Source organism: Massilia cavernae, from assembly GCF_003590855.1.
In the GTDB taxonomy this organism is placed as follows: Bacteria; Pseudomonadota; Gammaproteobacteria; order Burkholderiales; family Burkholderiaceae_D; genus Telluria_A; species Telluria_A cavernae.
In genome coordinates this window covers 1-26,819 of sequence record NZ_QYUP01000067.1, presented here as the reverse complement: position 1 = coordinate 26,819, position 26,819 = coordinate 1, and the positions used below count along the sequence as shown (strand labels likewise).

Below are 26,819 nucleotides of genomic sequence, written 5' to 3'. Positions count from 1 at the left end.
CCGCCGCCACCGGGTTCGTTTTTCTGGTCGTAAGCTTGCAAGCGTCCCTCCCCGGTCCGAAGAGGGGAACGCAATGTGTGTGAGATATGGGTCGGTCAGCGCAGCCGGACGGTGGCGCTCCCTGTGCCCAGCAGGACCGCGTTGGCCCAGTTGCCGCAAACCTGGGCGGGCCGGGCGCCGCGCGCACCCAGGGTCCGCAGGCTAAGTTGCCGCAAGCCGCGCACGTCGATTTCCGGCTTGACGACGGCAGGCGCCGTGACCAGGCCGCTGTCGTACAGCAGCTTGTCGCCGCTCCAGACCTGGAACTGCAGGCCCCCGGCCTCGCGGCAGCTGTCGTCCACGCCGAGGTCGGCGCGCAGCAGGTTCCAGTCCCCGCCCAGCTCCAGGTCGATGCGGCTGGCCGGACCGACGCCAAGGCCCTTGCGGAACCACAGCCCGTTCATGCGCATCTCCTTGCCCTTGCCTGCCGGCCGGTCGCGTGCGACGGTCTTGGGCAGGGGCAGTTCCGACAGGTAGCGCTGCAGTTCGGGGCCGTCCGCCACCTGCCGTTCCAGGATCCGGAATTCCGACAGCGTGACTGGCGCCACTTCGCTTGCCACCGCCGCGTTGACGGGGATTGCCGCCGCGCCAGGCTGGGCTGCCGTCACCATCGGATCGGTGCTGGCGGCTGCATCGCCGGACGGGTTCTGCGTGCTCAGCACACGGAAACGCAGCAGGCGGCCGGCCGTCGGCGTGAAGCTGATGGCCTGCGTTCCCTGCTCCAGCTTCAGGCGGCCGCGGTGCACGGGTGCGCCCCAGTCGCCGTTGTTGTCGCCGATGTAGATTTCATAATCGCGGACCTGGCCATGCTTCCAGTTCGCGTCGCTGCGCGGGGCCAGTTCGATGCCGTCGACCAGGCGGCGCTCGGTAAAGCCCACCACCCATTCATGCGGACCGCTACGCATGGCCTGGCTGCGTACGGTGCGGAACCAGGTCGCGGCATTGCCGTCGAAAGCGTTTTCCAGCGGATGGCCCGCCTCTTCGGCAGGGCGGTTCACCACCATCATCGCATCGGCGGGCAGGGCGCGGCCCGGTACCGGCGCTGCCGGGAAGATGCCGTCGGCCTGCGCCACCATGGCCGCGGCTTGCACGTCGATGACGAGCGGCTGGCGGATATCCTGCTTGGCGGTCTTGACGTGCAGCGTGCCCTGGCGGTCGGCGGCGTCGAAGTACCAGCCTTCGGCCGCGGCGTCGATCGCGGCGCGGTCCGCCAGCTCCGGCAGGGCCTGGCCGCGAGCACGCACAGCGGCAGGGCGCTGGCGCATCAGCATGCGCAGGGCGTTGGCGCGGCGCTGTTCCTGCCCGGCGTAGCTGCCGTTCACCGCGCCGATGTCGACCTGCACCTTGCCGTCGCCGGCCTGCATGCGGATCACTTGCTGGCTGAAGGCGCCGCCCTGGTACTTGCGCGTTTCGCCGTCGTCTTCATACAGCGTGAACTCGGACTGGCCGTGCGGGTAGAGGTCGAGCGTGAGCTGGTCCTTCGGCTTTTCGCCGTCGTACAGCACTTCCGGATACATCGGCAGGATGCTGCCGGCACGGACGAACACCGGCAGCTTGTCGAGCGTGACCTGGAGGTCGATGTCGCGCCCGCCCTTGCCGGCCGTGGCCTGGCGGCCGTCCCAGTAGTCGAACCACAGGCCTTGCGGCAGGTGGATGTTCTTGCGCCAGCCCTGGGTGACGGCCTGGCTGCGGTACACCGGCGCGACCAGCAGGTCGCGGCCCAGCAGGAACTGGTATTTGTACGCTTCGGTCCAGGCGGCCGGGTCGGCCGGATGGTCCCACATCAGGCCGCGCACCAGCGGCGCGCCGCTTTGCTCGGCTTCGCGCGCCAGCGTATACATGTAGGGCGTCAGGCGCAGCTTGAGCTTCAGGTAGCGGCGGTTGATGCTGCGGTAGGGCTCATCGAACCACCATGGATGCTTGCGCGCGGTGGCGGACCAGCCGGACATGCCCATCAGGACAGGCGTGAAGCTTTTCCATTGCATGTCGCGGGTGAAGGTTTCGGGGCTGCCGCCGAAGATGGCGTCGACGTCGCCGGTCGCGTAAGCCTGTCCGGACAGGCCGGACCCGATCAGCGTCGGGATATGCCAGCGGATATAGTCCCAGCTGGCGCTCTGGTCGCCGGTCCAGGTGACGGCGTAGCGCTGGGTGCCGGCCCAGCCCATCACGGTCCAGATGAAGGGACGGCTGTCCGAGTTGTCCATGATGCCGTCGTAGGCCGACTTGTTCGCGTCCAGCGAGAACTGGTAGCCTTTGCCGGTCCATGCCACGTCCAGCTTCTGCGCGCGGCTGCCGGCCGTACCCACTTCCCACTTGATCTTGTCGACGCCGTTCTCGGTCCACAGGCCGGTGCGGAAGCCATGCTTGGCCAGGCCCTGCACCGTTTCCGGCAGCGAGGTGTAGCCGCAGCCATAACCGTCGTTCGGAAGAATCCAGCCGCCGGGCATGTCGTGTTCGCGGTATTTTTGGGCAATGCTGTAGATCGAATCGGGCGTCTTGCCGGTCGGGCCGTCGCTCCAGCCCTTCGGCACCGTGCCCGGCTTCTTCACGTTGTCGCCATCGTTGTAGCAGTCGGCGTCGCCATACTCGAGGGCCCAGCGCGGCAGCATGCGCGCGCGCCCCGTCCATTCCGTATAGCGGGCCAGCACGTCACGCACGTCCTTGCCGACAAAATAGTAGGCGTCGAAACGGTTTTCCGCATGCTGCAGCGTCACCTGCTCGTTCTCGCGCAGGTCGTAGTTGCCGTCGGCCCAGGTATTGCGCAGCATGCCCCAGCCGCGCGAGCTCATCAGGAAAGGCGCCGGGTTCGGGCGGTCGCCTTCTTCCCAGCCGCCGGAATAGGACACCGGCAGCTGCTTGCCCTTGAATTCGAAGCGCCCGTTCTGCTGGCCGCCGCCGAAAAAGCGCTCGTCCTTGTCGCTCGACAGGATCTGCACGCTTTGCTTCGCCGCCAGTTCCAGCGGCTGCACTTCGCGCCACAGCGCCTGGGTTTCACCGGCGCGGTACAGGCTGAAGCGCAGCGGCTTGCGCTCGATGCGCAAACTGAGCGCCGGCGTGCTGATCAGGATATGGCCGGCTTGCTCGCTCACGCTGTGTTCTACTGTAGCGGCAGGCGCGCCTACGACGATCGCCGCGGCCTTGTCGCCCGCGTCTGTCAGCGCGCCCGCGGGGCCGGCCCAGATGCGCAGCACGTCGGTACGCAGCAGGCTGACACGCACCTTCGCGCCGGTGTCGGTCACCAGGTCCCAGTGCTGGCCGGCGCCGCTGGCGGCAGTGGCGGCGCCCATGCTGCGCAAGTTGCCCACCGGGGCAGCGTGCAGCGGCGCGCTGGCCAGGATCGAAAGGCACAACAGGCTGCCGGCGGTGAAGGCGTGTACTCGTTTCATGGGGAAATGAATTTGCGTTTTGATTCATATACTTTAGGAACAAAAACAAAGATCGTCAATAAAAAGTAAGTTTCAGCGAGAAATTCCGTTAGAAAAGGAGAAATTTCCGCCTTTTTTCTTTCGATTGCTGCTTTTTTCAGCTTGGAATCTTTCGAAAATGTCGCAAAAACGGTACATGCCGTGCCGCCGACGCGCAGGAATGTCGTGCTTTCTGCACGCTTTAACTTTCATTTGTCTTTCGTGTTTGACTTTTCGAAATTAAATCCTTATGCTTTAAAACAAACGACAACCACACTTTTCTTTCGATGACTACCCTTCTCCAGCGTGACCCGCAAGCCTGGCGCGATATCGGCGGCCTAGATACCGCCGAAGAAATCGTCCACCAACCCGCCCTCTGGCGCGAGCTGTCCGCACTTTTACAGTCCAGCGATGCCCGCGTTTCGGCTTTCCTCGGCGACTGCCTGAGCGATCCGCGCCAGCGCGTCATCCTGACCGGCGCCGGCAGCTCGGCCTATGTCGGCGAAATCGTGGCGGACGAATTGAACGCCGCCTGGCCGGCGCAGGTGCGCGCCGTCGCCACCACCAGCCTGCTGACCCACCCCGAGCTGTACCTGGAAACGGACGCACCGACCCTGCTGGTCTCGTTCGCCCGCAGCGGCAACAGCCCGGAAAGCCTGGCGGCGGTCTCGCTGCTGCGCGCCACCATGCGCGACGCCCGCTTCCTGAATATCACCTGCAATGCCGAAGGCCAGCTGGCCCGGCAAGGCGAGCACGACAGCCGGACCTGCACCCTGCTGATGCCGGCGGCCAGTTGCGACCGCGGCTTCGCCATGACCAGCAGCTTCAGCTGCATGCTGCTTGCCTCCCTGTGCGTACTGGGCAAGGACAACGGCGCCGAGCGCCTTTCCGTGCTGGCCGGCCTGGCCGAGCAGGCGCTGCGCGACTGGTCGGCGCCGGTGGCGGCGCTGGCCGCGGAGCCGGTGGCGCGCGTTGTCTACCTTGGCAGTGGCCCGCTGGAAGCCCTGGCACGCGAAGCTGCGCTGAAAATCCTGGAACTGACCGGCGGCCGCGTGCTGGCCATGGCCAACACCGCCCTCGGTTTCCGCCACGGCCCGAAGTCGGCCTTGAACGGCGACTCGCTGGTGATCATGTTCCGCAGCAGGAAAGAGCTGGCCCGCCGTTACGAAGACGACCTGCTGCAGGAACTGCTGCGCGACAAAGTGGCAGGACGCTGCGTGACCGTAGGCATGGGCGGCGAGCTCGATTCCGGTGCGCCGCTGTGGCCGGATAGCTGGCTCGCGCCCCTGTGGCTGCTGATGGCCCAGCAGTTTGCGCTGCACAAGTCGGCCGCCCTGGGCCTGCGTCCCGATAACCCTTTCGCCGACGGCACCGTGAACCGGGTCGTTCAAGGCGTCACCATCTATCCCCATGACGAATCCTGAACACCGCGGCTACCACGGCATCGATATCGGCGGCAGCAAGATCGAGCTGGCCGCCTTCACCGACAGCGGCGCCGCGCTGGAGGAAGCCTTCCGCGAACGGATCGCCACGCCGGGCACCGACTTTGCCGCCTTCGTCCAGGCCATCGTCGACCTGGTGGCGCGCGCCGACGCCGCGCTCGGCATGCGCGCCCCGGTCGGCATCGGCCTGCCCGGCGTGACCGACAGCGCCAGCGGGCGCCAGTTGAGTTCCAACGTCCCGGCCCTGAACGGCCGGCTGGCGGCCGCGGCCCTGCAGCAAGCCTTGCAGCGTCCTGTCGTCATCGGCAATGACTGCCAGTGCTTCGCGTTGTCCGAGGCCCAGGGTGGCGCGGCCGCAGGCCAGCCCACCATGTTCGGCGTCATCCTCGGCACCGGCGCCGGCGGCGGCTACTGCGTCGACGGCCGCCTGCTGCGCGGCCTGAACGGCGTGGCCGGCGAATGGGGCCACTGGACGGTTCCGGCGACGCTGCTGGCCCAGCACGGCCTGCCGCTGCATGACTGCCCCTGCGGCAAAACCGGCTGCCTCGAACGCTATGTTTCCGGCCCCGGCATGAGCAAGCTGCACGTCCACTTCGGCGGCGACGGCGTCGAACCGCTGGCCATCGTGGCGCGCGCCAACATGGGCGACGCCATTGCCGAACGCACCGTCGCGGTCCACCTCGACCTGCTGGGCCATGCGCTGGCCGGCCTGGTGCTGGCGGTCGATCCGCACGCGCTCGTGCTGGGCGGCGGCCTGTCCCATCTGCCGCACCTGTATGCAAAGCTGCCCGACGCCGTGCGCCGCCACCTGTTCCTCGGCGTGCAAGTGCCGCCTATCCTGCCGCCGCGCTTCGGCGACGCCGGCGGCGCGCGTGGCGCAGCACTCCTCGCAAGACAAACCACTACTGCCTGAAGACCATGAACTCGCCCGCATCCCTCTCCCCCATCCAGCAGGTCGTGAAAGCCCATCGCCGCGGCGAACCGGTCGGCCTGTACAGCGTCTGCTGCAGCCATCCGATCGTGCTGAGCGCAGCCATGCGCGTGGCCGCCGCCTACGGCACGCTGCTGCTGGTGGAAGCGACCTCCAACCAGGTCGACCAGTTCGGCGGCTACACCGGCATGACTCCGGCCGCTTTCCGCGACTACGTGCAGCAGATGGCGCGCGAGCAGGGCGTCCCCCTCACGCAGCTGGTGCTGGGCGGCGACCATCTGGGCCCGAACGCATGGCAGGGGCTGGATGCGGCGACCGCCATGCAGCATGCCGAAACCCTGATCGCCGCGTATGCCGCGGCGGGCTTCCACAAGATCCACCTCGATTGCAGCATGCGTTGCGCAGACGACCCGGCCCAGCTGAGCGACGAGACCGTGGCTGCGCGCTCGGCGCGCCTGGCCATCGTCGCCGAAGCGGCCGCCGCCGGCGCCGGACTGCCGCCGCCCGTGTATGTGATCGGCACCGAAGTGCCGGTGCCGGGCGGCGAAGCGTCGCTGGCCCAGGCCGGCGCCGTGACCGCGCCGGAGGCCGCCGGCCGCACGCTAAGCGTGCACCGGCGCGCCTTCGCCGAGCTCGGCCTGCACGACGCCTGGAAGCGCGTGCTGGCGATGGTGGTGCAGCCGGGCGTGGACTTCGACCACAGCCACATCCAGCATTACGACGCCACCCAGGCCGCCGCGCTGTCGGCCTTCGTCGCGGGCCAGCCCGGCCTGGTGTTCGAAGCCCACTCCACCGACTACCAGCGCGAATCGGCGCTGCATGAGATGGTGCGCGACCATTTCGCAATCCTGAAGGTCGGCCCCGCCGCCACCTTCGCCCTGCGCGAAGGCCTGGCCGCCCTGTGCCGGATCGAGGACGAGCTGGTGCCCGCCGACCAGGCGTCGCACCTGATGCGCGTGCTGGACGAGGTCATGGTGGCCAAGCCGCAGCACTGGCGCAAGCACTACCTGGGCAGCAGCGAAGAGCAGCGCCTGATGCGCCACTACGGCTTGAGCGACCGCTGCCGCTACTACTGGGGCGAGCCGCCGGTGGCAGCCGCCGTCGACAAGCTGTTCGCCAACCTCGATGCGCGCGAGATCCCGCTGCCGGTGCTGAGCCAGCACTTGCCCGAGCAGTACCTCGACGTACTCCAGGGCCAGCTGGGCACCAGTGCGCGCGAACTGCTCGAACACAAGGTCGGCCGCGTGCTGGCCCAGTATGCGCGGGCTTGCCAGCGCAACACCGCTCCGGCCACGGCTGGCGCCGAAGCATCGATCTGTTAAGCTCGACACTTTTTTTATTGTCGACCGAGCCCAACATGCGAAATACCAGCCAACGCCGCGAATCCATCCTGCAAGTGCTTGTCCAACAGGGCTCGGTCCAGGTGACCGACCTGGTGGACCTGTTCGGGGTGTCCGCAGTCACGATCCGCAGCGACCTGAGCGCGCTCGAAAGCCAGGGCCTGGCCACCCGCAGCCACGGCGGCGCCGTCCTCACGCGCACGCCGCCGACCGAGCACAACATCCGCCAGAAGGATTCCATCAACCAGCAGCAGAAGGAACGCATCGGCGCCGTCGCCGCGCGCCTGGTGCAGCCGGGCGACAACATCATCATCGACTCCGGCACCACCACCATCTCGCTGGCGCGCCACTTGCGCGACGCCGACCAGGTGACGGTCATGACCAATGGCCTGAACATCGCGTGGGAACTGGCCGACGCGCCCGGCGTCGACCTGATCCTGACCGGCGGGCTGCTGCGCAAGGAGTCGCTGTCGATCCAGGGCACTCAGGCCGAGGCCTGCCTGCAGGCCTACAACTTCGACAAACTCTTCCTCGGCGTGGACGGCTGCGACCTGCAGTTCGGCGTGACCACCCACCACGAGGCGGAAGCGAGCCTGAACCACAAGATGGTCGAGCGCGCCAAGAAGATCATCGTCCTGACGGACGCTTCCAAATTCGGCCGTGTCAGCCTGCACCGCATCGTGCAGCTGGACCGGGTCCATACCATCATCACCGATGCCAGCATCAGCCCCGAGTACCGCGAGGGGCTGCTCAAGCTGGGCATCGAACTTATCATCGCGGACTAGAACGTGCTTAGCGGCAGAATCCTTACCCCCACCGGCTGGATCACAGGCAGTATCGATTTCAGCGAACGTATCACCCGGATCCAGGAAGGGCCTGTCGCCGACAGCACGCTGACGATCCTGCCCGGCTTTATCGACCTGCACGTGCACGGCGCCTCCGGCGTCGACATCATGGAAGGCGGCATGGCCGGCGCCACGGTGGCCCGCACCCACGCGCGTCACGGCACCACGGCCCTGCTGGGCACCACCCTGACGGCGAAGGAGGACTCCATCCGCCGCGCGCTGGCCGGCCTGGCCGGCGTCATCGCCGAACGCCCCAGCGGCGGCGCGCGCATGCTCGGGGTGCACCTGGAAGGGCCTTTCCTCAACCTGAACCGCCTCGGCGCCCAGCCGCCGGACGTGATCGACGCCAGCCTGGCGCTGGTGCAGAGCTTCCATGCCACCGCCCCGATCCGCGTGCTGACCCTGGCGCCCGAAGTGGGCGGCCACCTGGCGCTGATCCCCCAGCTCAAGGCCATGGGTATCCGGGTCCAGATCGGCCACAGCGCCGGCAGTTACGAAGACGGCGTCGCCGCGCTTGCCGCCGGCGTGGCCGGCTTCACCCACCTGTTCAATGGCATGACGGGCATGAACCACTACCAGCCCGGCATGGTGGGCGCGGCCCTCGCCCATGCCGAATATGCGGAAGTGATCCCCGACCTGCAGCACGTGCATCCGGGCGCGCTGCGCGTCGCCCTGCGCGCCATCCCGCGCCTGTATGGCGTGACCGATGCCACCGCCGCCACCGGCATGCCGAACGGCGAGTATGCGCTCGGCAGCCAGCGCGTGTTCAAATGCCTGGGCTGCGTGCGGCTCGCCACCGGCTCGCTGGCCGGCAGCGTGCTGACGATGGACCAGGCCCTGCGCAATTTCGTCGGCCTCGGCCTCGACCTGGCCGACGCCTCCAACCGCCTGTCGCTCAACCCGGCCGACTACCTCGGCGAAACGGAGCGCGGCCGGCTGGCGCCCGGCGCCTGGGCCGACATCGTCGTCCTCGACCAAGCCTTGCAACCGGTGGCCGTCTTCGTCGAAGGCGAAGCCATCAACCTTTCCACCCGCTAGTCCCTGGAGTCCCCGATGCACGCCACCACCCCGCTCGTCCCCGGAGCCTCGACGCAAGCCGAACCCGTTTGGCAGATGCGCTACCTGCTGTTCATCGCCGGCATGGGCGGCCTGCTGTACGGGATCGACGTCGGCATCATCGCAGGCGCCTTGCCCTACCTGGAATCGACCGCCTCGCTGGCGTGGAAGCTCAGCACCCAGCAACTGGGCTTCATCGTGGCGGCCGTGCTGCTCGGCTCCGTGCTGTCTTCGCTGTTCGCCGGCGCGCTGGCCGACGTGATCGGGCGGCGCTGGGCGATGGTGCTGTCCGGCGCCCTGTTCACGCTCAGCATCCCGCTGATCGCCCTGTCCGACGGCTACCTGCCGCTGCTGCTGGGGCGCCTGCTGCAAGGCGTCAGCGGCGGCCTGATCGGGGTGGTGGTCCCCTTGTACCTGGCCGAATGCCTGCACGCCAAGCACCGCGGCCGCGGCGCGGCCCTGTTCCAGCTGCTGCTGACGATCGGCCTGGTGGCCGCCGCCCTGATCGGCCTGGTGCAGGCGCACTCGGTGGACGCGGCCACCGAGGCGGCCAAGTCCCTGCCCGAGGCCGCGCGCGGCGCCGCCGTGTTCGCGGCCAAGGACGATGCCTGGCGCAGCATCTTCTGGATGTGCCTGACGCCTGGCCTGGTATTTACGATCGGAAGCCTGCTGTTGGCGGAATCGCCGCGCTGGCTGGTGCAGCGCGGCCGCATCGATGCGGCGCGCCGTGCCCTGCTGCGCACCCGCGCGGCGGACGAAGCGGACGCCGAACTGCGCAGCATGCAGCAGGTGCACGTCGCCGCACGCGGCGCGCGCCGGGTCGCCGGCGATCCGTTGCTTAGCCGACGCTATGTCCTGCCCTTCCTGCTGGCCTGCCTGATCCTGGCCTGCACCCAGGCCACCGGCATCAATTCCGTGCTGGCCTACGCGGTCAACATCCTGAACCAGGCCGGCCTGCCGGGCAAGACGGCGAACATGGCCGACGTGACGCTCAAGGTACTGAACGCCGTCATGACGGTGGTGGCGGTAGTGCTGGTCGACCGCAAGGGCCGCAAGTTCCTGCTCATGCTGGGCAGCGGCGGCATCGTGGTGGCGCTGCTGGCGGCCGGCCTGCTGTTCAACAGCGCTGAAAGCGGGCAGCGCGACGTGCGCGCCGCCGTCGCCGCCCAGGTCCGCGCAGACGGACTGGCCTTGCGGCTGGACGACGCGACCCTGCTGGCGCTGGGCCAGCAGCCCGGCGGCCCGGCGATGCAGCTGACGCTGGCCTACTCCTACGGCGAGTTCACCAATGTCCAGACCCGCCGCACCGATGAACCAGGACTGCCGCTGCTGCAGGTGGCGCGCGCCGACACGGTGCAGGCCGACAGCGTGATCGGCGCCTTCTTCCGCCGCCTGCACCTGAATCCATTTGCCGACCCGGCCGCCGCGAGCGATGCGCCGCTGCGCATCGAGAAGGCGCAGCTGGGCGTGGTGCCGTCAGCCACCCATGGCTGGCAGGTGGCGCTGGCCTTGTGCCTGTTCGTCGCCAGCTTCGCGGTCGGCCCCGGCGTGTGCGTGTGGCTGGCCCTGACCGAATTGATGCCGACCCGGATCCGTTCCAACGGCATGAGCGTGGCCCTGCTGGTCAACCAGTTCGTATCGACGCTGATCGCCGCCGTGTTCCTGCCGACCGTGGGCCTGCATGGCTATGCGACCATGTTCTTCTTCTGGGCCGGCTGCACCGTGGTCTACTTCCTGACTGCGACCTTCCTGCTGCCGGAAACCAAGGGCAAGACGCTGGAAGAGATCGAGGCGCATTTCGCGCGATAGCATCCTGCCGGGCGTAGCTGCCCGGCAGCGGCCGTGGTTCAGGAAAGATTGAACCCGGCCGACAGGCTATAACCCTCACCGTACGCGCTGCGCAGCGGCAGGTCCTGGCCCAGCCCCTGGCGCGCCTTCTTGCGCAGGCGGTAGACCAGCATGTCGACGCGGCGGCTGGCATCGGGGTCGTCGCCGCCCATGCCGGCCACGATCACCTGGCGCGGCACCGGGCGGGTGTTCATGGTCAGCAGGTGCAGGAAGTTGCACTCTTTTTCGGTCAGGTCGATGACCGACCCCATCAGCTCGAGCTGGCGCGCGCTGATGCGCAAGGTCCACTTGCTGACGGCAGGGCTAGGCTCGTGCGGGCGCACGCGGCGGTCCAGCGCCTCGATGTGGGCCGCCAGTTCGGGGAACTTGATCGGTTTGGTGAGGTAATGGTCGGCGCCCAGGCGCAGGCCCAGGATGCGGCTGTCGAAGGCGACACGGCCGGTCAGCACCAGCAGCCCGATTTCGGGGTAGAGCTGGCGCATGCGCGGTATGACGTTGAAGCCGTCTTCGTCAGGCAGGCCCAGGTCCAGGACGACGACGGCGTGCGGATTGCGGGTCAGCGCCGCCCACATCTCGGACGCGGTCGTGGCGACCTCGACCTGATGATCGAGTCCGACCAGGAACTCGGCCATGTCGGCGGCGTAATCGACGTTGTCTTCAACGATAAGAATTTGCGTCATGCGTGCGCCATTTTTATTAAGTGATCTCACTACTATTGTTGCGTCCAGCCGGGCGCTGACATTTCGTCGAGCGGGCGATTATCACTGTTGGTCTTTCCACGCGCAACCTTTTTCCCGACACCTTGAAGCGGCAGCCATAAGCGGAATTCCGCGCCACGGTTGTCGAGGTTGCGCACGCTCAGGCTGCCTCCATGCACGTCCACCACCGAGCGCGCCATGTACAGGCCCAGGCCGGAACCGGGGCGGCTGCCCGCGTTGCTGCCGCGGTAAAACCTGTCGAAGATCCGGCCGGTCTCGGCGGTCGGCACCCCAGGGCCATGGTCGCGCACCAGCAGCTCGATGCCATCGGCCGTTTGGGCGCCAGCCAGTTCTATAACGGAATCTTCGGGAGAATATTGAACTGCGTTTTCCACCAGCACCCTGATGGCGAGGCGAAGGCCGTCCGGCGCGCAGCGGATGGCGCCGGGCAGGCCGTCGCCGCTGACGGTGGCGCTGCGCCCCGCCGCACGCGCGATGCCGGCGCCTTCCTCGAGCAGGCGGCGCGGTTCGGCGTGGTTGTCGCGCGGCTTGTGGCCGGTTGAGGCGATGCGGTCCGGCGACAGGTACTGGTCGAGCATGGCCGCCATGCGGTCGACCGCCATCGCGATCTTGCGGTAGCGCTGGCGGGTCGGCTCGTCGGCGTCGGCGCCGGTCGCTTCGAGGCGCTGGATGGCGCCGTCGATGGTCGACAGTGGCGTGCGGAATTCGTGGTTGAGCATGCTGGCAAAGCTGCGCTGGCCCGCTTCGACAGCGCGCTGGGCGCTGAGGTCGCGGATGGTGCCGACCAGGCGGTGCGGCTCGCCCTGGTCGTCCAGCACCAGCATCGAGGTCACTTCCACCGGGGTCGAGGTGTCGCCGTCGCCGCGCGGCAGTTCGAATTCGCGCACCAGCCGCAGGCGCGATTGGTCGCCTTCGGCGAAACGGCGCAGGCGCTCGGCCAGGCCGCCGCACAGCTCGGCCAGCGGGCCGTCGCCGCCATGGGCGAGCTGGTCATGGAAATCGGGGAGGGCGTAGCCAAGCTGGACGCCGGCGTGCGGGCTGATGTAGCCCGGCAGGCCGGTGGCGCAGTCGACGATCCATGCGACGTCGCCGCGCAGTTCGGCGATGGTGCGGAAGTGATCGGCGAGATTGCTGCTGCTCATCGGTGGTCGATTCTGATGAAAACGACCAAGTATAAGCGCGATATTGCCATATTGCATATACCGCTATTCAATTTGTACCGATTCCATGCAGGGCGCATAAAACGCCCGGCACAGCAGCGGCGCCTACTCTTCCAGTGGTGCGAAAATCGCCTGCAAGTCTTCCTGCGTCAGCGCCAGCTTGTGCGACTCGCCGTCGGCCAGGATCGATTGCGCCAGGTCCGACTTCTTCTGCTGCAGCAGCTGGATCTTTTCTTCCAGCGTGCCCTTGGCGATCAGCTTGTAGACGAACACCGGCTTGTCCTGCCCGATGCGCCAGGCGCGGTCGGTGGCCTGGTTCTCGGCCGCCGGGTTCCACCACGGGTCGTAGTGGATCACGGTATCGGCCGCGGTCAGGTTGAGGCCGACGCCGCCCGCCTTCAGGCTGATCAGGAAGATCGGCACCGCGCCCTGCTGGAACGCGGCCACCTGTGCCGCGCGGTCGCGGGTTTCGCCGGTCAGCAGCGCGTACGGGATGCGGCGCGCATCCAGTTCGGCCTGGATCAGCTCGAGCATGCTGGTGAACTGCGAGAACACCAGGATCTTGCGGCCTTCTTCGAGCAGGTCGTCGACCATCTGCATCAGGTCGATCAGCTTGGCCGAGCCGCTGTCCTTCTTGCGCGACGGCAGCGCCTTGACCAGGCGCGGGTCGCAGCAGACCTGGCGCAGCTTGAGCAGCGCTTCCAGGATGACGATCTGGCTGCGCGCGACGCCCTTCTTGTCGATCTCGTCGCGCACCTTCTTGTCCATCGCCAGGCGCACGGTTTCGTACAGGTCGCGCTGGCCGCCCGTCAGTTCCACCTTGCGCACCATCTCGGTCTTGGACGGCAGCTCCTTGGCCACGTTGTCCTTGGTCCGGCGCAGCAGGAAGGGGCGGATGCGGCGGTTCAGCAGCACCCGGCGCAGCGGGTCGTCCTGGCGCTCGATCGGATGGCGGAACTGGGCGTTGAAGGTCTTTTCGTCGCCCAGCAGGCCCGGCAGCAGGAAGTGGAACTGCGACCACAGCTCGCCCAGGTGGTTCTCGAGCGGCGTGCCGGACAGGCACAGGCGGTGGTTGGCCTTCAGCAGGCCGGCGCTCTGGGCCGCCTTGGAGCGGGTGTTCTTGATGTAGTGCGACTCGTCCAGGATGACCAGGTGGTATTCGTGCTTGTGCAGCTCCTCCTCGTCGCGCGGCAGCAGCGCGTAGGTGGTCAGCACCAGGTCGTAGCCGTCGATCTTGTCGAACAGGTCCATGCGCTCCTTGCCTTGCAACAGCAGCACGCGCAGGCCGGGCGCGAAGCGGGCGGCTTCTTCCTGCCAGTTGGTCATCAGGCTGGTCGGCGCGATCACCAGCGCCGGCTTGCTCATGCGACCGGATTCCTTTTCGACCAGGATGTGGGCCAGCGTCTGCACCGTCTTGCCCAGGCCCATGTCGTCGGCCAGGATGCCGGCCAAGTTGTATTCGCGCAGGAACTGCATCCAGGCCAGGCCGTCGGCCTGGTAGTCGCGCAGGGTGGCTTGCAGGCCGGCCGGGGTCGGCACCTTCTGCACCGAGCCGAACTGGCTGAGCTTGCGGCCGGTTTCGCGCAGCTGCTCGCCGCCGGTCCAGCGCAGCTCGGTGCCGCGGGCCAGCTCGTCCAGGCGCGCCGCGTCCAGCGTCGACAGGCGGATCCTGCCCTTGATCTTGTCGTTGAAATACAGCTCGCCCAGGGTGGCGAGGATAGGCTTGAGCCGGCCCCAGGGCAGCGCCACGCGCACGCCGTCGGGCAGGGTGGCCAGCATCTGGTCGATGTCGGCGTGGGCGGCCAGCACATCCGGGTCGAAATCGCTCGGCGCGCTGCGGATCAGCTGCACCAGCACCGGCAGCAGCGGCACCCGCTTCTGGTTGACCACGATGCCCAGTTCCAGTTCGAACCAGGCGTTGCCGGCTTCGGCCGGTTCGTCGATGTCGGCATACCAGTCGTCCACCCCGACCACGTCATAGCGGTACTTGGGCGACTTGATCACCTGCCAGCCGTGCTCGGCCAGGCCTTCCAGGTCGGCGGCGGCGAAGCGCAGCCAGTGCGCCTGGCTGCCCTGCTGCAGCGCGCCGGCCAGGCCGTTCAAAGGCGCCGTGGCGGGCTTGCGGAAGCCAAGGCCGGACAGTTCGGCCAGCGCATCGGTTTCCGCCGCGGTGTTGCGCGAAATGATTTCAGTGACGTCGTCCAGCTGGCGCACCACGCGCTGGGCCGGGTCGAACGACACCCGCTCGCCGTCGTAATCGTAGGACAGCACGGCGATGTCGTGCCAGCGTTGGGTGGCGCCGTCCGGCAGCTGCACGCTGTCGAGCAGCAGTACGGGGCGCGGCTTGACGTCGTCGCGCAGGCGCTGGGTCAGCGGCTGCGGCAGCGGCATCAGCTGCTGCAGGCCATGCGCCAGCAGCAGCTGCGACACGCGTTTCTTGTCGCTGCCGGACAGGGCCGGGGCTTGCGCCACCAGCGCCTGCAGGTCGGCCAGCGAAATGTCGACGCCGCCGCGGTTCAGCGCCAGCGGCCCGCACGACAGGTTGTCGATATACCACGGCGGATCGGTCGGCAGCATGTAGTCGATCTGGTCGGCGGCGGTATGGGTGGCGCCGCCGGCCGGCTGGACCTGCCAGCCGAGGCGGGCGGTACGGCCCTCGTCGCGCCACACCAGGTTCGCTTCGCGCACCGGGCCCGCCTTGAGCGGGTAGACCAGGCCGTTGGCCATGTCCTGCCAGGAATTCGCCCACAGCAGTTTGTCTTGTTCCAGCAACATTTGCAGGAGGATGGCGCCGACCTTGCCCTTCGGCTCGGTGGCGCCGCCGCCGGCCGAGGCCGCGCCGCTGCGCATCGCAATGAAGAAGCGCACAAGGTCTTCGTCGTCGCCCTGCAGGTAGGCCGGCGGGGCCGACAGCAGGGAAAATACTTCGCTGACCGGACTGGCCGCGGCCACGTCGCCGGCCGGGCGCAGGCGCGCCTTGCACAGGCACAGGGCGACATGGCGGCCGCCGCTGGTGGGCGCGAGTACATACACGAAGCGGTACTGGGTCAGCTTCGGATCCTTGATTTCGGCGCTCAGCTGGGGCTGAGGGTGGGCAGCCGCCTCGACGCGCTGCAGCCAGCTCGCCACCGGCGCGGGCAGGTTGGTCGCGGGGTTCGCGGGCGTTGCGCGGGGCGCCGCCGTCGATACTTCGCGGTGTTCTTCGCGCGTGAATTCCATCGTGTCTAGTGTTCTGTAAGTGCGGTATTAAAAACCATAACAGCCGATATTATCCGACTTCAGCCATGTCGTGGTCTGTTCTCTTTCACACCTATAATCCCTGGTGCCGGCAATTCTTTGCCATTCATCAAGTTCATGTTAATTGAAAAACGGAAGCGTCGCTTGCTCTCCTGGCAACTCTGCACACGCACCGGGTACTGTCAAGACTGGCACATTCTTTCCGATTGCGTATCATTCCGTGCTTGACTCACCTGGATCGACCCCATGCTGCCTTCTATCGAACAACGCCTCGCCCTTGAACTTGCCGCCAAACCGGTGCAGGTTGCCGCCGCCATCGCCCTGCTGGACGAAGGCGCAACCGTCCCCTTCATCGCACGTTACCGCAAGGAAGCGACCGGCGGCCTGGACGACATCCAGCTGCGCCTGCTCGAAGAGCGCCTGCGCTACCTGCGCGAACTGGAAGACCGCCGCGCCACGATCGTGGCGTCCATCGTCGAACAGGGCAAGATGACCCCGGCGCTGATGGAAGCCATCGCCATGGCCGAGGACAAGACCCGGCTGGAAGACCTGTACCTGCCGTACAAGCAGAAGCGCCGCACCAAGGCCCAGATCGCCATCGAGGCAGGGCTGGCGCCGCTGGCCGATGCGCTGCTGGCCGATCCGGCCCTGAATCCCGAGACCGAGGCGGGCAAGTTCCTGCGCGAAGCCTTCACCACTGCCGACGGCAACAACCCGGGCGTGGCGGACGCCAAGGCGGCGCTGGACGGCGCGCGCCAGATCCTGATGGAACGCTTTGCCGAGGACGCGGCCCTGCTGCAGTCGCTGCGCGAATACGTGCAGGAGCACGGCGTGGTCGACTCGAAGGTCGTCGAAGGCAAGCAGGACGAGGGCGAGAAGTTCGCCGACTACTTCGACTACTCCGAAAACATTTCCACGGTGCCGTCGCACCGCGCCCTGGCGCTGCTGCGCGGCCGCCGCGAAGGCGTGCTGGACGTCACCCTGCGCCTCGACACCGAGCTTGAGAAGCCGAAGTGGGACGCGCCGCACAACCCCTGCGAAGGCCGCATCGCCGCCGCCGCCGGCATCAAGAACCTGGGCCGCCCCGCCGACAAGTGGCTGGCCGACACGGCGCGCTGGACCTGGCGCGTGAAGAGCTTCATGCACCTCGAAACCGAACTGATGGGCGCGCTGCGCGAGAAGGCCGAGCTGGACGCGATCAACGTGTTCGCCCGCAACCTGAAGGCGCTGCTGCTGGCCGCGCCGGCCGGTCCGCGCGCCACCATGGGCCTCGATCCCGGCCTGCGCACCGGCGTCAAGGTGGCGGTGGTGGACGCCACCGGCAAGGTGGTCGACACCGCGGTGATCTACCCGCACCAGCCGAGGAACGACTGGGACGGCTCGCTGCACGTACTGGGCGCGCTGGCTGCGAAGCACAATGTCTCGCTGATCTCGATCGGCAATGGCACCGCCTCGCGCGAAACCGACAAGCTGGCGCAGGACCTGATCAAGCAGCGCGCGGAACTGAAGCTGACCAAGATCGTCGTGTCGGAAGCGGGAGCGTCGGTGTATTCGGCGTCCGAATTCGCCTCGCGCGAGCTGCCGGACATGGACGTATCGCTGCGCGGCGCCGTGTCGATCGCGCGCCGCCTGCAGGATCCGCTGGCGGAACTGGTGAAGATCGATCCGAAGTCGATCGGCGTGGGCCAGTACCAGCACGACGTGTCGCAGACCCAGCTGGCCCGTTCGCTGGACGCGGTAGTCGAGGACTGCGTGAATGCGGTGGGCGTGGACGTGAATACCGCGTCGGCGCCGCTGCTGGCACGCGTGTCGGGACTCTCCGCCAGTGTGGCGCAGGCGATCGTCAGCTACCGCGACTTGAAGGGTGCCTTCACCTCGCGCGCCGCGCTGAAATCGGTGCCGCGCCTGGGCGACAAGACCTTCGAACAGGCGGCCGGCTTCCTGCGCGTGATGAACGGCGAGAACCCGCTGGATGCGTCGGCGGTGCACCCGGAATCTTATCCGGTGGTCGAGAAGATCCTGGCCGATATCAAAAAGGACATGAAGGCGCTGATCGGCGACGCCTCGCTGCTGAAGACGCTGCAGCCGGCGCGCTACGCGGACGAGAAGTTCGGCGTGCCGACCATCAGCGACATCATCAAGGAACTGGAAAAGCCGGGCCGCGACCCGCGGCCGGAGTTCACCACCGCCACCTTCAAGGAAGGGGTGGAGGAGATCGGCGACCTGCGCCCGGACATGATCCTGGAGGGCGTGGTGACCAACGTAGCGGCGTTCGGCGCCTTCGTCGACATCGGCGTCCACCAGGACGGGCTGGTGCACATTTCAGCGCTGTCGAATACCTTCGTCAAGGATCCGCATACGGTGGTGAAGGCGGGCCAGGTGGTGCGCGTGAAGGTGCTGGAAGTGGACGCCAAGCGCAAACGCATCGCGCTGACCATGCGCCTGACCGACAGCGCGCCGCAAGCCGGATCGAAGCCGGAACAGCGCGGCGACCGCACCGACGGCAAGCGCCTGGCGCAGCACCAGAACAAGCAGCCGGCGCCGATGGCCGGCAGCATGGCGGCGGCGTTTGCAAAACTCAAAAGCTGAAAACGATAACGGTAGGGCGGATAAGGGCAAAGCCCGCATCCGCCGTTTTCGGCTACGTAGCCCGCACACGTCCGGCGGATGCGCGCAAGCGCTTATCCGCCCTACGGTGGTGTCGCGGAAGCCACGTGCGTCAATTTCTTATAAAATGTCGCCATCCATTCATTTTTCACCCTGAGGCAGCCATGAGCGACGTACAAACCTGGATCAAAGAGACCGTGACCAACACCCCCGTGGTGCTGTTCATGAAAGGGACCGCGCAGTTCCCGCAATGCGGCTTTTCCGGCCGCGCCATCCAGATCCTGAAGGCCTGCGGCGTCGAGAACATCGCCACCGTCAACGTGCTGGAAGATCCTGAAGTCCGCCAGGGCATCAAGGAATACTCGAACTGGCCGACCATCCCGCAGCTGTACATCAAGGGCGAATTCATCGGCGGTTCCGACATCATGAACGAGATGTTCGAATCGGGCGAGCTCAAAGCCATCCTCAATGGCTGATCGCCCCCGGCGGCTGGTCGTCGCCATCACCGGCGCCACCGGCGCGGTGTATGGCGTGCGGCTGTTGCAGCAGCTGGCCGCCACCCCCGGCGTCGAGACCCACCTGGTGGTCTCGGACGCCGCATCCCTCACGCTTCACCAGGAAGTGGGCATGCAGCGCCGCGACGTCGAAGCGCTGGCCCATGTGGTGCACAAGAACCGCGACATCGGCGCCTCGATCGCCAGCGGCTCCTTCCAGTACGACGGCATGGTCGTCGCTCCCTGCTCGATGAAAACGCTGGCGTCCGTGGCCCATGGCCTGTCGGACAACCTGATCGCGCGCGCGGCCGACGTGGTGCTCAAGGAGCGCCGCCGGCTGGTGCTGATGGTGCGCGAGACGCCGTTCAACCTGGCGCACTTGCGCAACATGACGGTGGTGACGGAAATGGGCGGGATTATCTTCCCGCCGCTGCCAAGCTTCTACAACAAGCCGGCCAGCATCGAGGAAATGGTCGACCACAGCGTGGCACGGGTGATCGACCTGTTTGGCATCGAGCATGCCCTCGCCCCGCGCTGGGGCGGCATGAAGGCTGCGCCAGGCGCGGCCTGAGGCAGGGCAGGGCCGCAGCGGCCGACGCGCGGCTCAGCGTTTGTCGTCCTGCCAGGCCTCCGCCTTTTTCAACTCCTTGGCTTCTTCAAGCATGCGGCGGTGCTGGATGCGCTTGCGCATGACTTCCGCATGCTGCGCGGCGGTCATCGGCGGGGCGGTCATCAATTCCTTCAGTTGCGCAGTATTGGCGTAATTGCTTTTCATATGAAGGCGGATCCTCTGCTGTTGCTATACATGGTGACGTTACGGCGCACTACGTCCTGATTATGAGCCACTATCGCCGTCTTGTGCGTTCCGGATACATAGAAATTGCCAATGGGTATTTACTTTACCAATGGAAATTCATGAATCGTGACGGACAGGCGGGAGAACGAGGGGGAGGAAGGTGCCACAGTGTTGCGTGCCGGCACGCGAAGGCGTTCCGGATAGCCGCCGGACCGGCGGCAGCAGCCGGACCGGCGGCAGCAGCCGGAATTGTGGCAAAAAGGCTACTTCTGGTTATTCATCCGCACCAGCATACGGATGAATTCGCGTGCGATCTGGCGGTGATGTTCGTCGAGCCGCTGCAAATCGGCAATCAGCTTGACGTCGGCCGACTCGAAACGGGATGCGCCGTTGGCATGCTCGGTGCTTGTCGAAGCATCTTCCGCTCCGCCGAAACGCAGCCACTCGGCTGGCACACCGAGCCAGTGGGCAATCATGCGCAGCTTCTCTTGTGTAGGAATTGCCTCACCGACAAGCCATTTCCGCGCTGCATGAACAGTGATCGGACGCCCGTCGAAGCGAATGTTAAATTCGCGGGCAAGTCGCGTGGGACTGTCTGGTGAGTAGTGAGCGTTCTTCAGGGCCTGTTGCAGGCGTTCGCTGAAGCTTTCCCGTTCGTTAGCTGAATTCATTGTGGCACTATTTCATGCTATGCCATGAAAGTCAGTCTCTTGGAAGATGAGACCAATTGTGACGGCCTGAAGTCATTGCATGTAACAATTTGAGAAGTTTTCCGAGAATTACAAGAGTGGCTTCGCCGGTTTAACAAAATTGTCGATGCAATATAATGGACAAATTAGAATGATTCCCTGTAACCAATTTGCATGCCCGCCGGTTTTTAACCGGCGGTATCGCAAAGATTATGACACTATTGTCGCAAAAATTGCGACTCTACAGGACGCGAAAGCGGAAAATTCCGTCTTCGCCAGCTTCCCTGGCCAGGACGCCGCCGTGCCAAAGTTTGTGAAGATGGGCAAGCGCCTCGCCGAGCGCAAACGTTAATTGATGGGTGTCCAGCTTACGTTTGAACATCACCGGAACGATGTCGGCCGCCGACTGCGGCGTGCTGCAGGCTTCCCTGACCTCGTCCAATCGATCCACATGATGGGCGCGCAGCTGGGCGATGCGGGTGTGCAGGCCGCGGAACGGCCGGCCGTGCGAAGGCAGCACCAGGGTGTCGTCCGGCAGGCCGGCGAACTTGCCCAGCGAATCAAGGTACAGCGCCAGCGGATTGCCCTCGGGCTCGACCGCGAATACGGATACATTGGTGGATATCCGCGGCAGCACCATGTCGCCGGAAATCAATACTTTCAGTTCCTCGCAGTACAGCGAGGCGTGTTCCGGCGAATGGCCGAAACCGGTAATGACGCGCCAGCTACGCCCGGCCATGTCGATATCGTCGCCTTCGCGCATGCGGGTGTAGGCCTGCGGCACCGCGGGCACCATCGACGGGTAATAATTGCGGCGCTCGCCCAAGCGCTGCACCAGGTCGGAATCGACCAGGCCGTGGCGCTGGAAATGCGGCACCGCGGAGGGGCCGTCGACGCCGGGAAGGGCGGCCGACATCATGCGCGCGAAGCCGTATTCGCCGGTGGTCATCCACATCGCCGCGCCGAAACGGCTGCACAGCCAGTCGGACAAGCCCATGTGGTCGGGGTGGCAATGGGTCGCGAACACACGCAGCAGGGGCGCGCCCCCGATGCCCTGCGCCAGCACCTGGTCCCAGGCGGCGCGGGTGGCCTCGTTGGCGACGCCGCAGTCGACCGCGGCCCAGCCGTCACGCCCGTGCTGGCGGTCCTGCAGCAGCCACAGGTTGATATGGTCGAGCGCGAACGGCAGCGGCATGCGCAGCCAGCGCAGGCCGGGCGCCAGTTCGGTCAGGGCGCCGGTTTCCGGCAAATGGTCGCCAAGGGGATAGTCCAGCTGGGATTCGAGATGATTCATAAGTTCTTTCATGGTCGCAAACGGCCGGCGGCGCGCTACAATACACTTTACGTTGACGTAAACGGAAGCTTCGCTACGTCATGCCTCCTCGCCGGTCCATTTTACCAATTGCACACGAAGCCCGATGCTTACCTACACGATCGCCGAACTTGCCCGTGAATTCGACATTACCGCGCGCGCCATCCGCTTCTACGAAGACCACGGCCTGCTGAGCCCGTCGCGCGAAGGCGCGGGCGGCCGCAACCGCGTGTACACCGCGCGCGACCGCACCCGCCTGAAGCTGACCCTGCGCGGCAAGCGCCTCGGGCTGACGCTGTCCGAAATCAAGAGTATCGTCGACATGTACGAGTCGCCGAAGGACACGGTTGCCCAGATGAACCGTTTCCTGGCGGTACTGGCACACCAGCGCGAAACCCTTGAACAACAGCGCGCCGACATCGACATGGCGCTGGCCGAAGTCAAGGCGCACGAAGACGAATGCCACCGCATGCTGGCGCAAAGCGCCGAAACCGCCTGAGCGGGCGCACTACCGGCTACCTTACGTTTACGTTAACGTCAAACATGCGTATGATTGACGATTCCCAATCCGCTACTCCATGAGGACGACATGCTGCATCTTCCAGGCTTGACCTTTGACCACGGCGAGGACATCGCCGCGCTGCGCGAAGCAGTCCAACAATTCGCCGCCGCCGAAATCGCGCCGCGCGCCGCCGAGATCGACCGCAGCGACCAGTTCCCGATGGACCTGTGGCGCAAGATGGGCGAACTCGGCCTGCTCGGCATCACCGTCGGCGAGGAATACGGCGGCGCCGGCATGGGCTACCTGGCCCACATCGTCGCGATGGAAGAAATCTCGCGCGCCTCGGCGTCGGTCGGCCTGTCGTACGGCGCCCACTCCAACCTGTGCGTCAACCAGATCAAGCGCAACGGCACCGAAGAGCAGAAGCGCAAGTACCTGCCGAAGCTGATCTCGGGCGAACACGTGGGCGCGCTGGCGATGTCCGAGCCGAACGCCGGCTCCGACGTGGTCAGCATGAAGCTCAAGGCCGAGTTCAAGGGAGACCGCTGGGTGCTGAACGGCACCAAGATGTGGATCACCAACGGCCCTGACGCCGACGTACTGGTGGTGTACGCCAAGAACGACCTGGAAGCGGGTCCGCGCGGCATGACCGCCTTCCTGATCGAAAAAGGCTACAAGGGCTTCTCGATCGCGCAAAAGCTCGACAAGCTCGGCATGCGCGGCTCGCACACGGGTGAACTGGTGTTCGAAGACTGCGAAGTACCGGCCGAAAACGTGCTGGGCGGCCTGGGCAAGGGCGTCAACGTGCTGATGTCCGGCCTCGACTTCGAGCGCACCGTGCTGTCGGGCGGTCCGCTCGGCATCATGGCCGCCTGCATGGACGCGGTGGTCCCCTACATCCACGACCGCAAGCAATTCGGCCAGCCGATCGGCGAATTCCAGCTAATGCAAGGCAAGATCGCCGACATGTACTCCACGATGATGGCCTGCAAGGCCTACGTCTACGCGGTCGGCCAGGCCTGCGACCGCGCGACGACGCCCGAGCAGGTACGCAACCTGCGCAAGGACGCCGCTGGCGCCATCCTGTACAGCGCCGAGAAAGCGACCTGGATGGCGGGCGAAGCGATCCAGACGCTAGGCGGCAATGGCTACATCAACGAATACCCGGTCGGCCGCCTGTGGCGCGACGCCAAGCTGTACGAGATTGGCGCCGGCACCAGCGAAATCCGCCGCATGCTGATCGGCCGCGAACTCTTCTCCGAAACCAAGTAACGCTATAAAACATTTCTAAAATCGGGGTCAGACCACCATTCTCGTAAAATCGGGGTCAGACCACCATTCTCGAAACATTGGCGAAATGGTGGTCTGACCCCGATTGTTGAAACATTTACTCTTATAGAATAGCGATTTGCGTCCCCTGGGTCGATTCAACGATGAAACAAGCTGCGTTTCCAAAGCTGCTGTCTTCGCAGATCGCGTTCGATATCGCGCGCACGATCCTCGACGGCTTTGATAAGCATTACCGCTTGTTCCGGCAGGCGAGCCAGGCCGCGCGCCGCAATTTCGAGAACGCCGACTGGTCGGTCGCGCAACAGGCCGCGCGCGAACGCATCGACTTCTACGACAAGCGCGTCCAGGAGTGCGTCCAGGTCCTCGAGGATGAGTACGCGCAGGCGGAACTGACCGACAGCGTCTGGCGCGAAACCAAGCTGCATTATATCGGCATGCTGTCGGGCCACAAGCAGCCTGAGCTGGCCGAGACGTTCTTCAATTCCGTGTGCTGCAATATCTTGCATCGCACTTATTTCCACAACGATTTCATTTTCGTGCGCCCGGTCATTTCGACCGAGTACATCGAGACCGAGGAACTTCTGCCGACCTACCGCGTGTACTACCCCGCGACCGACGGCCTGCGCTTCTCGCTCAAGCGCATCATCACGAACTTCCAGCTGAAGTGCCCCTTCGCCAACCTCGACCGCGACGTGGCGCAGCTGGAGCAATTCCTGTTGCAGAAGCTGGGCGACGTCGCCATCGAGCCGAACTACCAGGTCCAGGTGCTGTCGAACCTGTTCTTCCGGAACAAGGGGGCTTACGTCGTCGGCAAGATCATCAACGGCAACAGCGAGTTCCCGTTTGTCGTGCCCATCCTGCACAACCGCAACCGCGAACTGGTGCTCGATGCGGTGCTGCTCGACCATGCCCAGATCACGATCCTGTTCTCGTTCACCCGCGCCTACTTCATGGTCGACATGGAAGTGCCGTCGGCCTACGTGCAGTTCCTGCGCACCCTGCTGCCGCGCAAGCCGCGCAGCGAGATCTACACCATCCTCGGCCTGCAAAAGCAGGGCAAGACGCTGTTCTACCGCGATTACCTGCAGCACCTGAAGCACACCTCGGACCGCTTCGAGATCGCGCCCGGCATCCGCGGCCTGGTGATGCTGGTGTTCGCGCTGCCGTCCTTCCCCTATGTGTTCAAGGTGATCAAGGATTTCTTCCCGCCGCCGAAGGAGACCACGCGCGCGCAGATCAAGGAAAAGTACCTGCTGGTCAAGCATCACGACCGCGTGGGCCGCATGGCCGATACGCTCGAGTATTCCAACGTGGCCTTCCCGGTCGAGCGCTTCTCGGAAGAGCTGATCGCCGAGCTGATGCAACACGCCCCCTCGCTGGTCGAGTTCGAGGGCGACCGCATCATCATCCGCCACCTGTACATCGAGCGCCGCATGGTGCCGCTGAACATTTTCCTCACCGGCGCCGAAGCGGCCGGCAACGATACCCTGGTCGAGCACGGCATCATCGAATACGGCAACGCCATCCGCGAGCTGGTGGCGGCCAACATCTTCCCCGGCGACATGCTGTACAAGAACTTCGGCGTCACCCGCCAGGGCCGCGTGGTGTTCTACGACTACGACGAGATCGAGTACATCACCGATTGCAATTTCCGCGACATCCCCCAGCCGCGCAACGAGGAAGACGAGATGTCGGCCGAGCCCTGGTATTCGGTCGGCAAGCACGACGTGTTCCCGGAGCAGTTCGGCACCTTCCTGCTGGGGAACGCCAGGATCAGGAAGTATTTCATGAAGCACCACGCCGAGCTGCTGACCAGGGATTTCTGGCAGTCGCGCAAGGAGCGTATCATCGCCGGCATCGTCGAGGATGTCTTCCCTTACCCGCAGGACATCCGTTTCCGCAACCAGGCCACGGCCACAGCGCCAGCCCCTACACCCTCACCTCAATTGGAGAACCTGAACCATGAATGATCCAGTCGTAATCGTCGGCGCCGCGCGCACCCCGATGGGCGCCTTCCAGGGCGATTTTTCCTCCAAGACCGCCAGCGACCTGGGCGCGGTGGCGATCCAGGCCGCCGTCGAGCGCGCCGGCGTCGACCCGAAACTGGTCGAGCACGTCTACTTCGGCAACTGCCTGATGGCGGGCCAGGGCCAGGCGCCTGCGCGCCAGGCCGCGATCAAGGGCGGCCTGCCGATGTCGACCGGCGCCGTCACCCTGTCCAAGATGTGCGGTTCGGCGATGCAGTCGGCGATCTTCGCGCATGACACCCTGATGGCCGGCAGCGCCGACATCGTGGTCGCGGGCGGCATGGAATCGATGACCAATGCGCCTTACCTGATTCCGAAGGCGCGCGGCGGCTACCGCATCGGCCACGGCATGATGTTCGACCACATGATGTACGACGGCCTCGAAGACGCTTACTCGCGCAACGAGAAAACCGGCGAAGGCCGCTCGATGGGCACCTTCGCGGAAGAATGCGTGGCCACCTACTCGTTCACCCGCGAAGCGCAGGATGCGTTCGCGATCGAATCGGTCAAGCGCGCGCAGAACGCCACCAACGAAGGCCACTTCAAGTGGGAAGTCGCGCCGGTCACCGTCTCCGGCCGCGCCGGCGATACCGTGATCGAAAAGGACGAAGGCCCGCTCAAGGCCAAGCTGGACAAGATCCCGACCCTGCGCGCCGCGTTCAAGAAGGACGGCACCATCACCGCCGCATCGTCGTCGTCGATCAACGACGGCGCAGCAGCCCTGGTGATGATGCGCGAATCGAAGGCGCGCGAACTGGGCCTGACACCGATCGCGAAAGTCATCGCGCACGCGACCCACGCGCAGGAACCTAACCTGTTCACCACCGCCCCGATTGGCGCGATGCAGAAGCTGATGAAGAAGACCGGCTGGACCGCGCAGGACGTCGACCTGTTCGAGATCAACGAAGCGTTTGCAGCGGTGCCGATGGCGGCGATGCGCGACCTGGACATCCCGCACAGCAAGGTCAACATCCACGGCGGCGCCTGCGCACTGGGCCACCCGATCGGCGCATCCGGCGCGCGTATTTTGGTCACGCTGATGGGCGCGCTGAAGAAAACCGGCGGCAAGCGCGGCGTGGCG

General features: G+C 65.8%; 20 protein-coding genes. 13 read left to right on the top strand and 7 right to left on the bottom strand.

The window, feature by feature from the left end:
- Positions 1 to 95: 95 nt before the first annotated feature.
- The gene (locus D3872_RS06435; protein WP_119810006.1) at positions 96 to 3,425 is read right to left on the bottom strand and encodes a TIM-barrel domain-containing protein; all 3,330 of its coding nucleotides are present in this window, start codon (positions 3,423 to 3,425) and stop codon (positions 96 to 98) included.
- Between the two features lie 305 nt (positions 3,426 to 3,730).
- Between D3872_RS06435 and D3872_RS06430 the strand changes: the two genes are divergently transcribed.
- From D3872_RS06430 to D3872_RS06405, 6 genes are read left to right on the top strand one after another with little or no spacing between them, the layout of a single operon-like run.
- Positions 3,731 to 4,867 carry an SIS domain-containing protein gene (locus D3872_RS06430; RefSeq protein WP_119810005.1) on the top strand — a complete coding sequence of 379 codons (1,137 nt, stop codon included), beginning with the start codon at positions 3,731 to 3,733 and terminating at the stop codon, positions 4,865 to 4,867.
- Positions 4,854 to 5,798 carry an ROK family protein gene (locus D3872_RS06425; RefSeq protein ID WP_119810004.1) on the top strand — a complete coding sequence of 315 codons (945 nt, stop codon included), beginning with the start codon at positions 4,854 to 4,856 and terminating at the stop codon, positions 5,796 to 5,798. The genes D3872_RS06430 and D3872_RS06425 overlap by 14 nt, the downstream gene beginning before the upstream one ends.
- A gap of 5 nt (positions 5,799 to 5,803) precedes the next feature.
- Positions 5,804 to 7,138: a D-tagatose-bisphosphate aldolase, class II, non-catalytic subunit gene (locus D3872_RS06420; protein WP_119810003.1), complete on the top strand. Its 1,335-nt coding sequence runs from the start codon at positions 5,804 to 5,806 to the stop codon at positions 7,136 to 7,138.
- The gene (locus D3872_RS06415; RefSeq protein WP_274381694.1) at positions 7,084 to 7,941 is read left to right on the top strand and encodes a DeoR family transcriptional regulator; all 858 of its coding nucleotides are present in this window, start codon (positions 7,084 to 7,086) and stop codon (positions 7,939 to 7,941) included. The genes D3872_RS06420 and D3872_RS06415 overlap by 55 nt, the downstream gene beginning before the upstream one ends.
- A gap of 3 nt (positions 7,942 to 7,944) precedes the next feature.
- Complete coding sequence (locus D3872_RS06410) at positions 7,945 to 9,039, top strand: N-acetylglucosamine-6-phosphate deacetylase (protein WP_119810002.1); 1,095 nt, start codon at positions 7,945 to 7,947, stop codon at positions 9,037 to 9,039.
- Between the two features lie 15 nt (positions 9,040 to 9,054).
- On the top strand, positions 9,055 to 10,866 hold the full coding sequence (locus D3872_RS06405; protein WP_229459196.1) for an MFS transporter: 1,812 nt from the start codon (positions 9,055 to 9,057) through the stop codon (positions 10,864 to 10,866).
- 38 nt (positions 10,867 to 10,904) lie between these two features.
- Here the strand turns inward: D3872_RS06405 and D3872_RS06400 are convergent, their stop codons facing one another.
- The 3 genes from D3872_RS06400 to D3872_RS06390 all read right to left on the bottom strand — a co-directional run bounded on the left by D3872_RS06400 (position 10,905) and on the right by D3872_RS06390 (position 16,003).
- The gene (locus D3872_RS06400; protein WP_119810001.1) at positions 10,905 to 11,585 is read right to left on the bottom strand and encodes a response regulator transcription factor; all 681 of its coding nucleotides are present in this window, start codon (positions 11,583 to 11,585) and stop codon (positions 10,905 to 10,907) included.
- 32 nt (positions 11,586 to 11,617) lie between these two features.
- Positions 11,618 to 12,766, bottom strand: coding sequence for a PAS domain-containing sensor histidine kinase (locus tag D3872_RS06395; protein ID WP_119810000.1), 1,149 nt, complete (start codon positions 12,764 to 12,766; stop codon positions 11,618 to 11,620).
- 123 nt (positions 12,767 to 12,889) lie between these two features.
- A complete protein-coding gene (locus D3872_RS06390) occupies positions 12,890 to 16,003 on the bottom strand; it encodes a DEAD/DEAH box helicase (RefSeq protein ID WP_119809999.1) in 3,114 nt (1,037 codons plus the stop codon).
- 264 nt (positions 16,004 to 16,267) lie between these two features.
- Here D3872_RS06390 and D3872_RS06385 point away from each other — a divergent pair, with 264 nt between their 5' ends.
- The 3 genes from D3872_RS06385 to D3872_RS06375 all read left to right on the top strand — a co-directional run bounded on the left by D3872_RS06385 (position 16,268) and on the right by D3872_RS06375 (position 19,693).
- The gene (locus D3872_RS06385) at positions 16,268 to 18,610 is read left to right on the top strand and encodes a Tex family protein (RefSeq protein ID WP_119809998.1); all 2,343 of its coding nucleotides are present in this window, start codon (positions 16,268 to 16,270) and stop codon (positions 18,608 to 18,610) included.
- A gap of 182 nt (positions 18,611 to 18,792) precedes the next feature.
- Entirely contained in the window at positions 18,793 to 19,104 is a 312-nt protein-coding gene (gene grxD / locus D3872_RS06380; protein ID WP_119809997.1) for a Grx4 family monothiol glutaredoxin, read from the top strand.
- Positions 19,097 to 19,693, top strand: coding sequence for a UbiX family flavin prenyltransferase (locus D3872_RS06375; RefSeq protein WP_119809996.1), 597 nt, complete (start codon positions 19,097 to 19,099; stop codon positions 19,691 to 19,693). Before grxD ends, D3872_RS06375 begins: the two co-directional genes overlap by 8 nt.
- A gap of 33 nt (positions 19,694 to 19,726) precedes the next feature.
- On the opposite strand, the gene D3872_RS25600 is transcribed toward D3872_RS06375, so the two are convergent.
- The 3 genes from D3872_RS25600 to D3872_RS06365 all read right to left on the bottom strand — a co-directional run bounded on the left by D3872_RS25600 (position 19,727) and on the right by D3872_RS06365 (position 21,901).
- On the bottom strand, positions 19,727 to 19,897 hold the full coding sequence (locus D3872_RS25600) for a hypothetical protein (protein WP_182915708.1): 171 nt from the start codon (positions 19,895 to 19,897) through the stop codon (positions 19,727 to 19,729).
- A 284-nt stretch (positions 19,898 to 20,181) separates the two neighbouring features.
- Positions 20,182 to 20,589, bottom strand: a complete 408-nt coding sequence (locus D3872_RS06370; RefSeq protein WP_119809995.1) for a hypothetical protein — start codon at positions 20,587 to 20,589, stop codon at positions 20,182 to 20,184.
- Between the two features lie 259 nt (positions 20,590 to 20,848).
- On the bottom strand, positions 20,849 to 21,901 hold the full coding sequence (locus tag D3872_RS06365; RefSeq protein WP_119809994.1) for an MBL fold metallo-hydrolase: 1,053 nt from the start codon (positions 21,899 to 21,901) through the stop codon (positions 20,849 to 20,851).
- A 124-nt stretch (positions 21,902 to 22,025) separates the two neighbouring features.
- Here D3872_RS06365 and D3872_RS06360 point away from each other — a divergent pair, with 124 nt between their 5' ends.
- The 4 genes from D3872_RS06360 to D3872_RS06345 all read left to right on the top strand — a co-directional run.
- The gene (locus D3872_RS06360) at positions 22,026 to 22,418 is read left to right on the top strand and encodes a MerR family transcriptional regulator (protein WP_119809993.1); all 393 of its coding nucleotides are present in this window, start codon (positions 22,026 to 22,028) and stop codon (positions 22,416 to 22,418) included.
- 90 nt (positions 22,419 to 22,508) lie between these two features.
- A complete protein-coding gene (locus tag D3872_RS06355) occupies positions 22,509 to 23,693 on the top strand; it encodes an isovaleryl-CoA dehydrogenase (protein WP_119809992.1) in 1,185 nt (394 codons plus the stop codon).
- A gap of 161 nt (positions 23,694 to 23,854) precedes the next feature.
- Positions 23,855 to 25,681 carry a bifunctional isocitrate dehydrogenase kinase/phosphatase gene (gene aceK / locus D3872_RS06350; protein WP_119809991.1) on the top strand — a complete coding sequence of 609 codons (1,827 nt, stop codon included), beginning with the start codon at positions 23,855 to 23,857 and terminating at the stop codon, positions 25,679 to 25,681.
- A partial coding sequence (locus D3872_RS06345) for an acetyl-CoA C-acyltransferase (RefSeq protein WP_119809990.1) occupies positions 25,674 to 26,819 on the top strand: 1,146 nt, incomplete at its 3' end. The genes aceK and D3872_RS06345, both read left to right, overlap by 8 nt.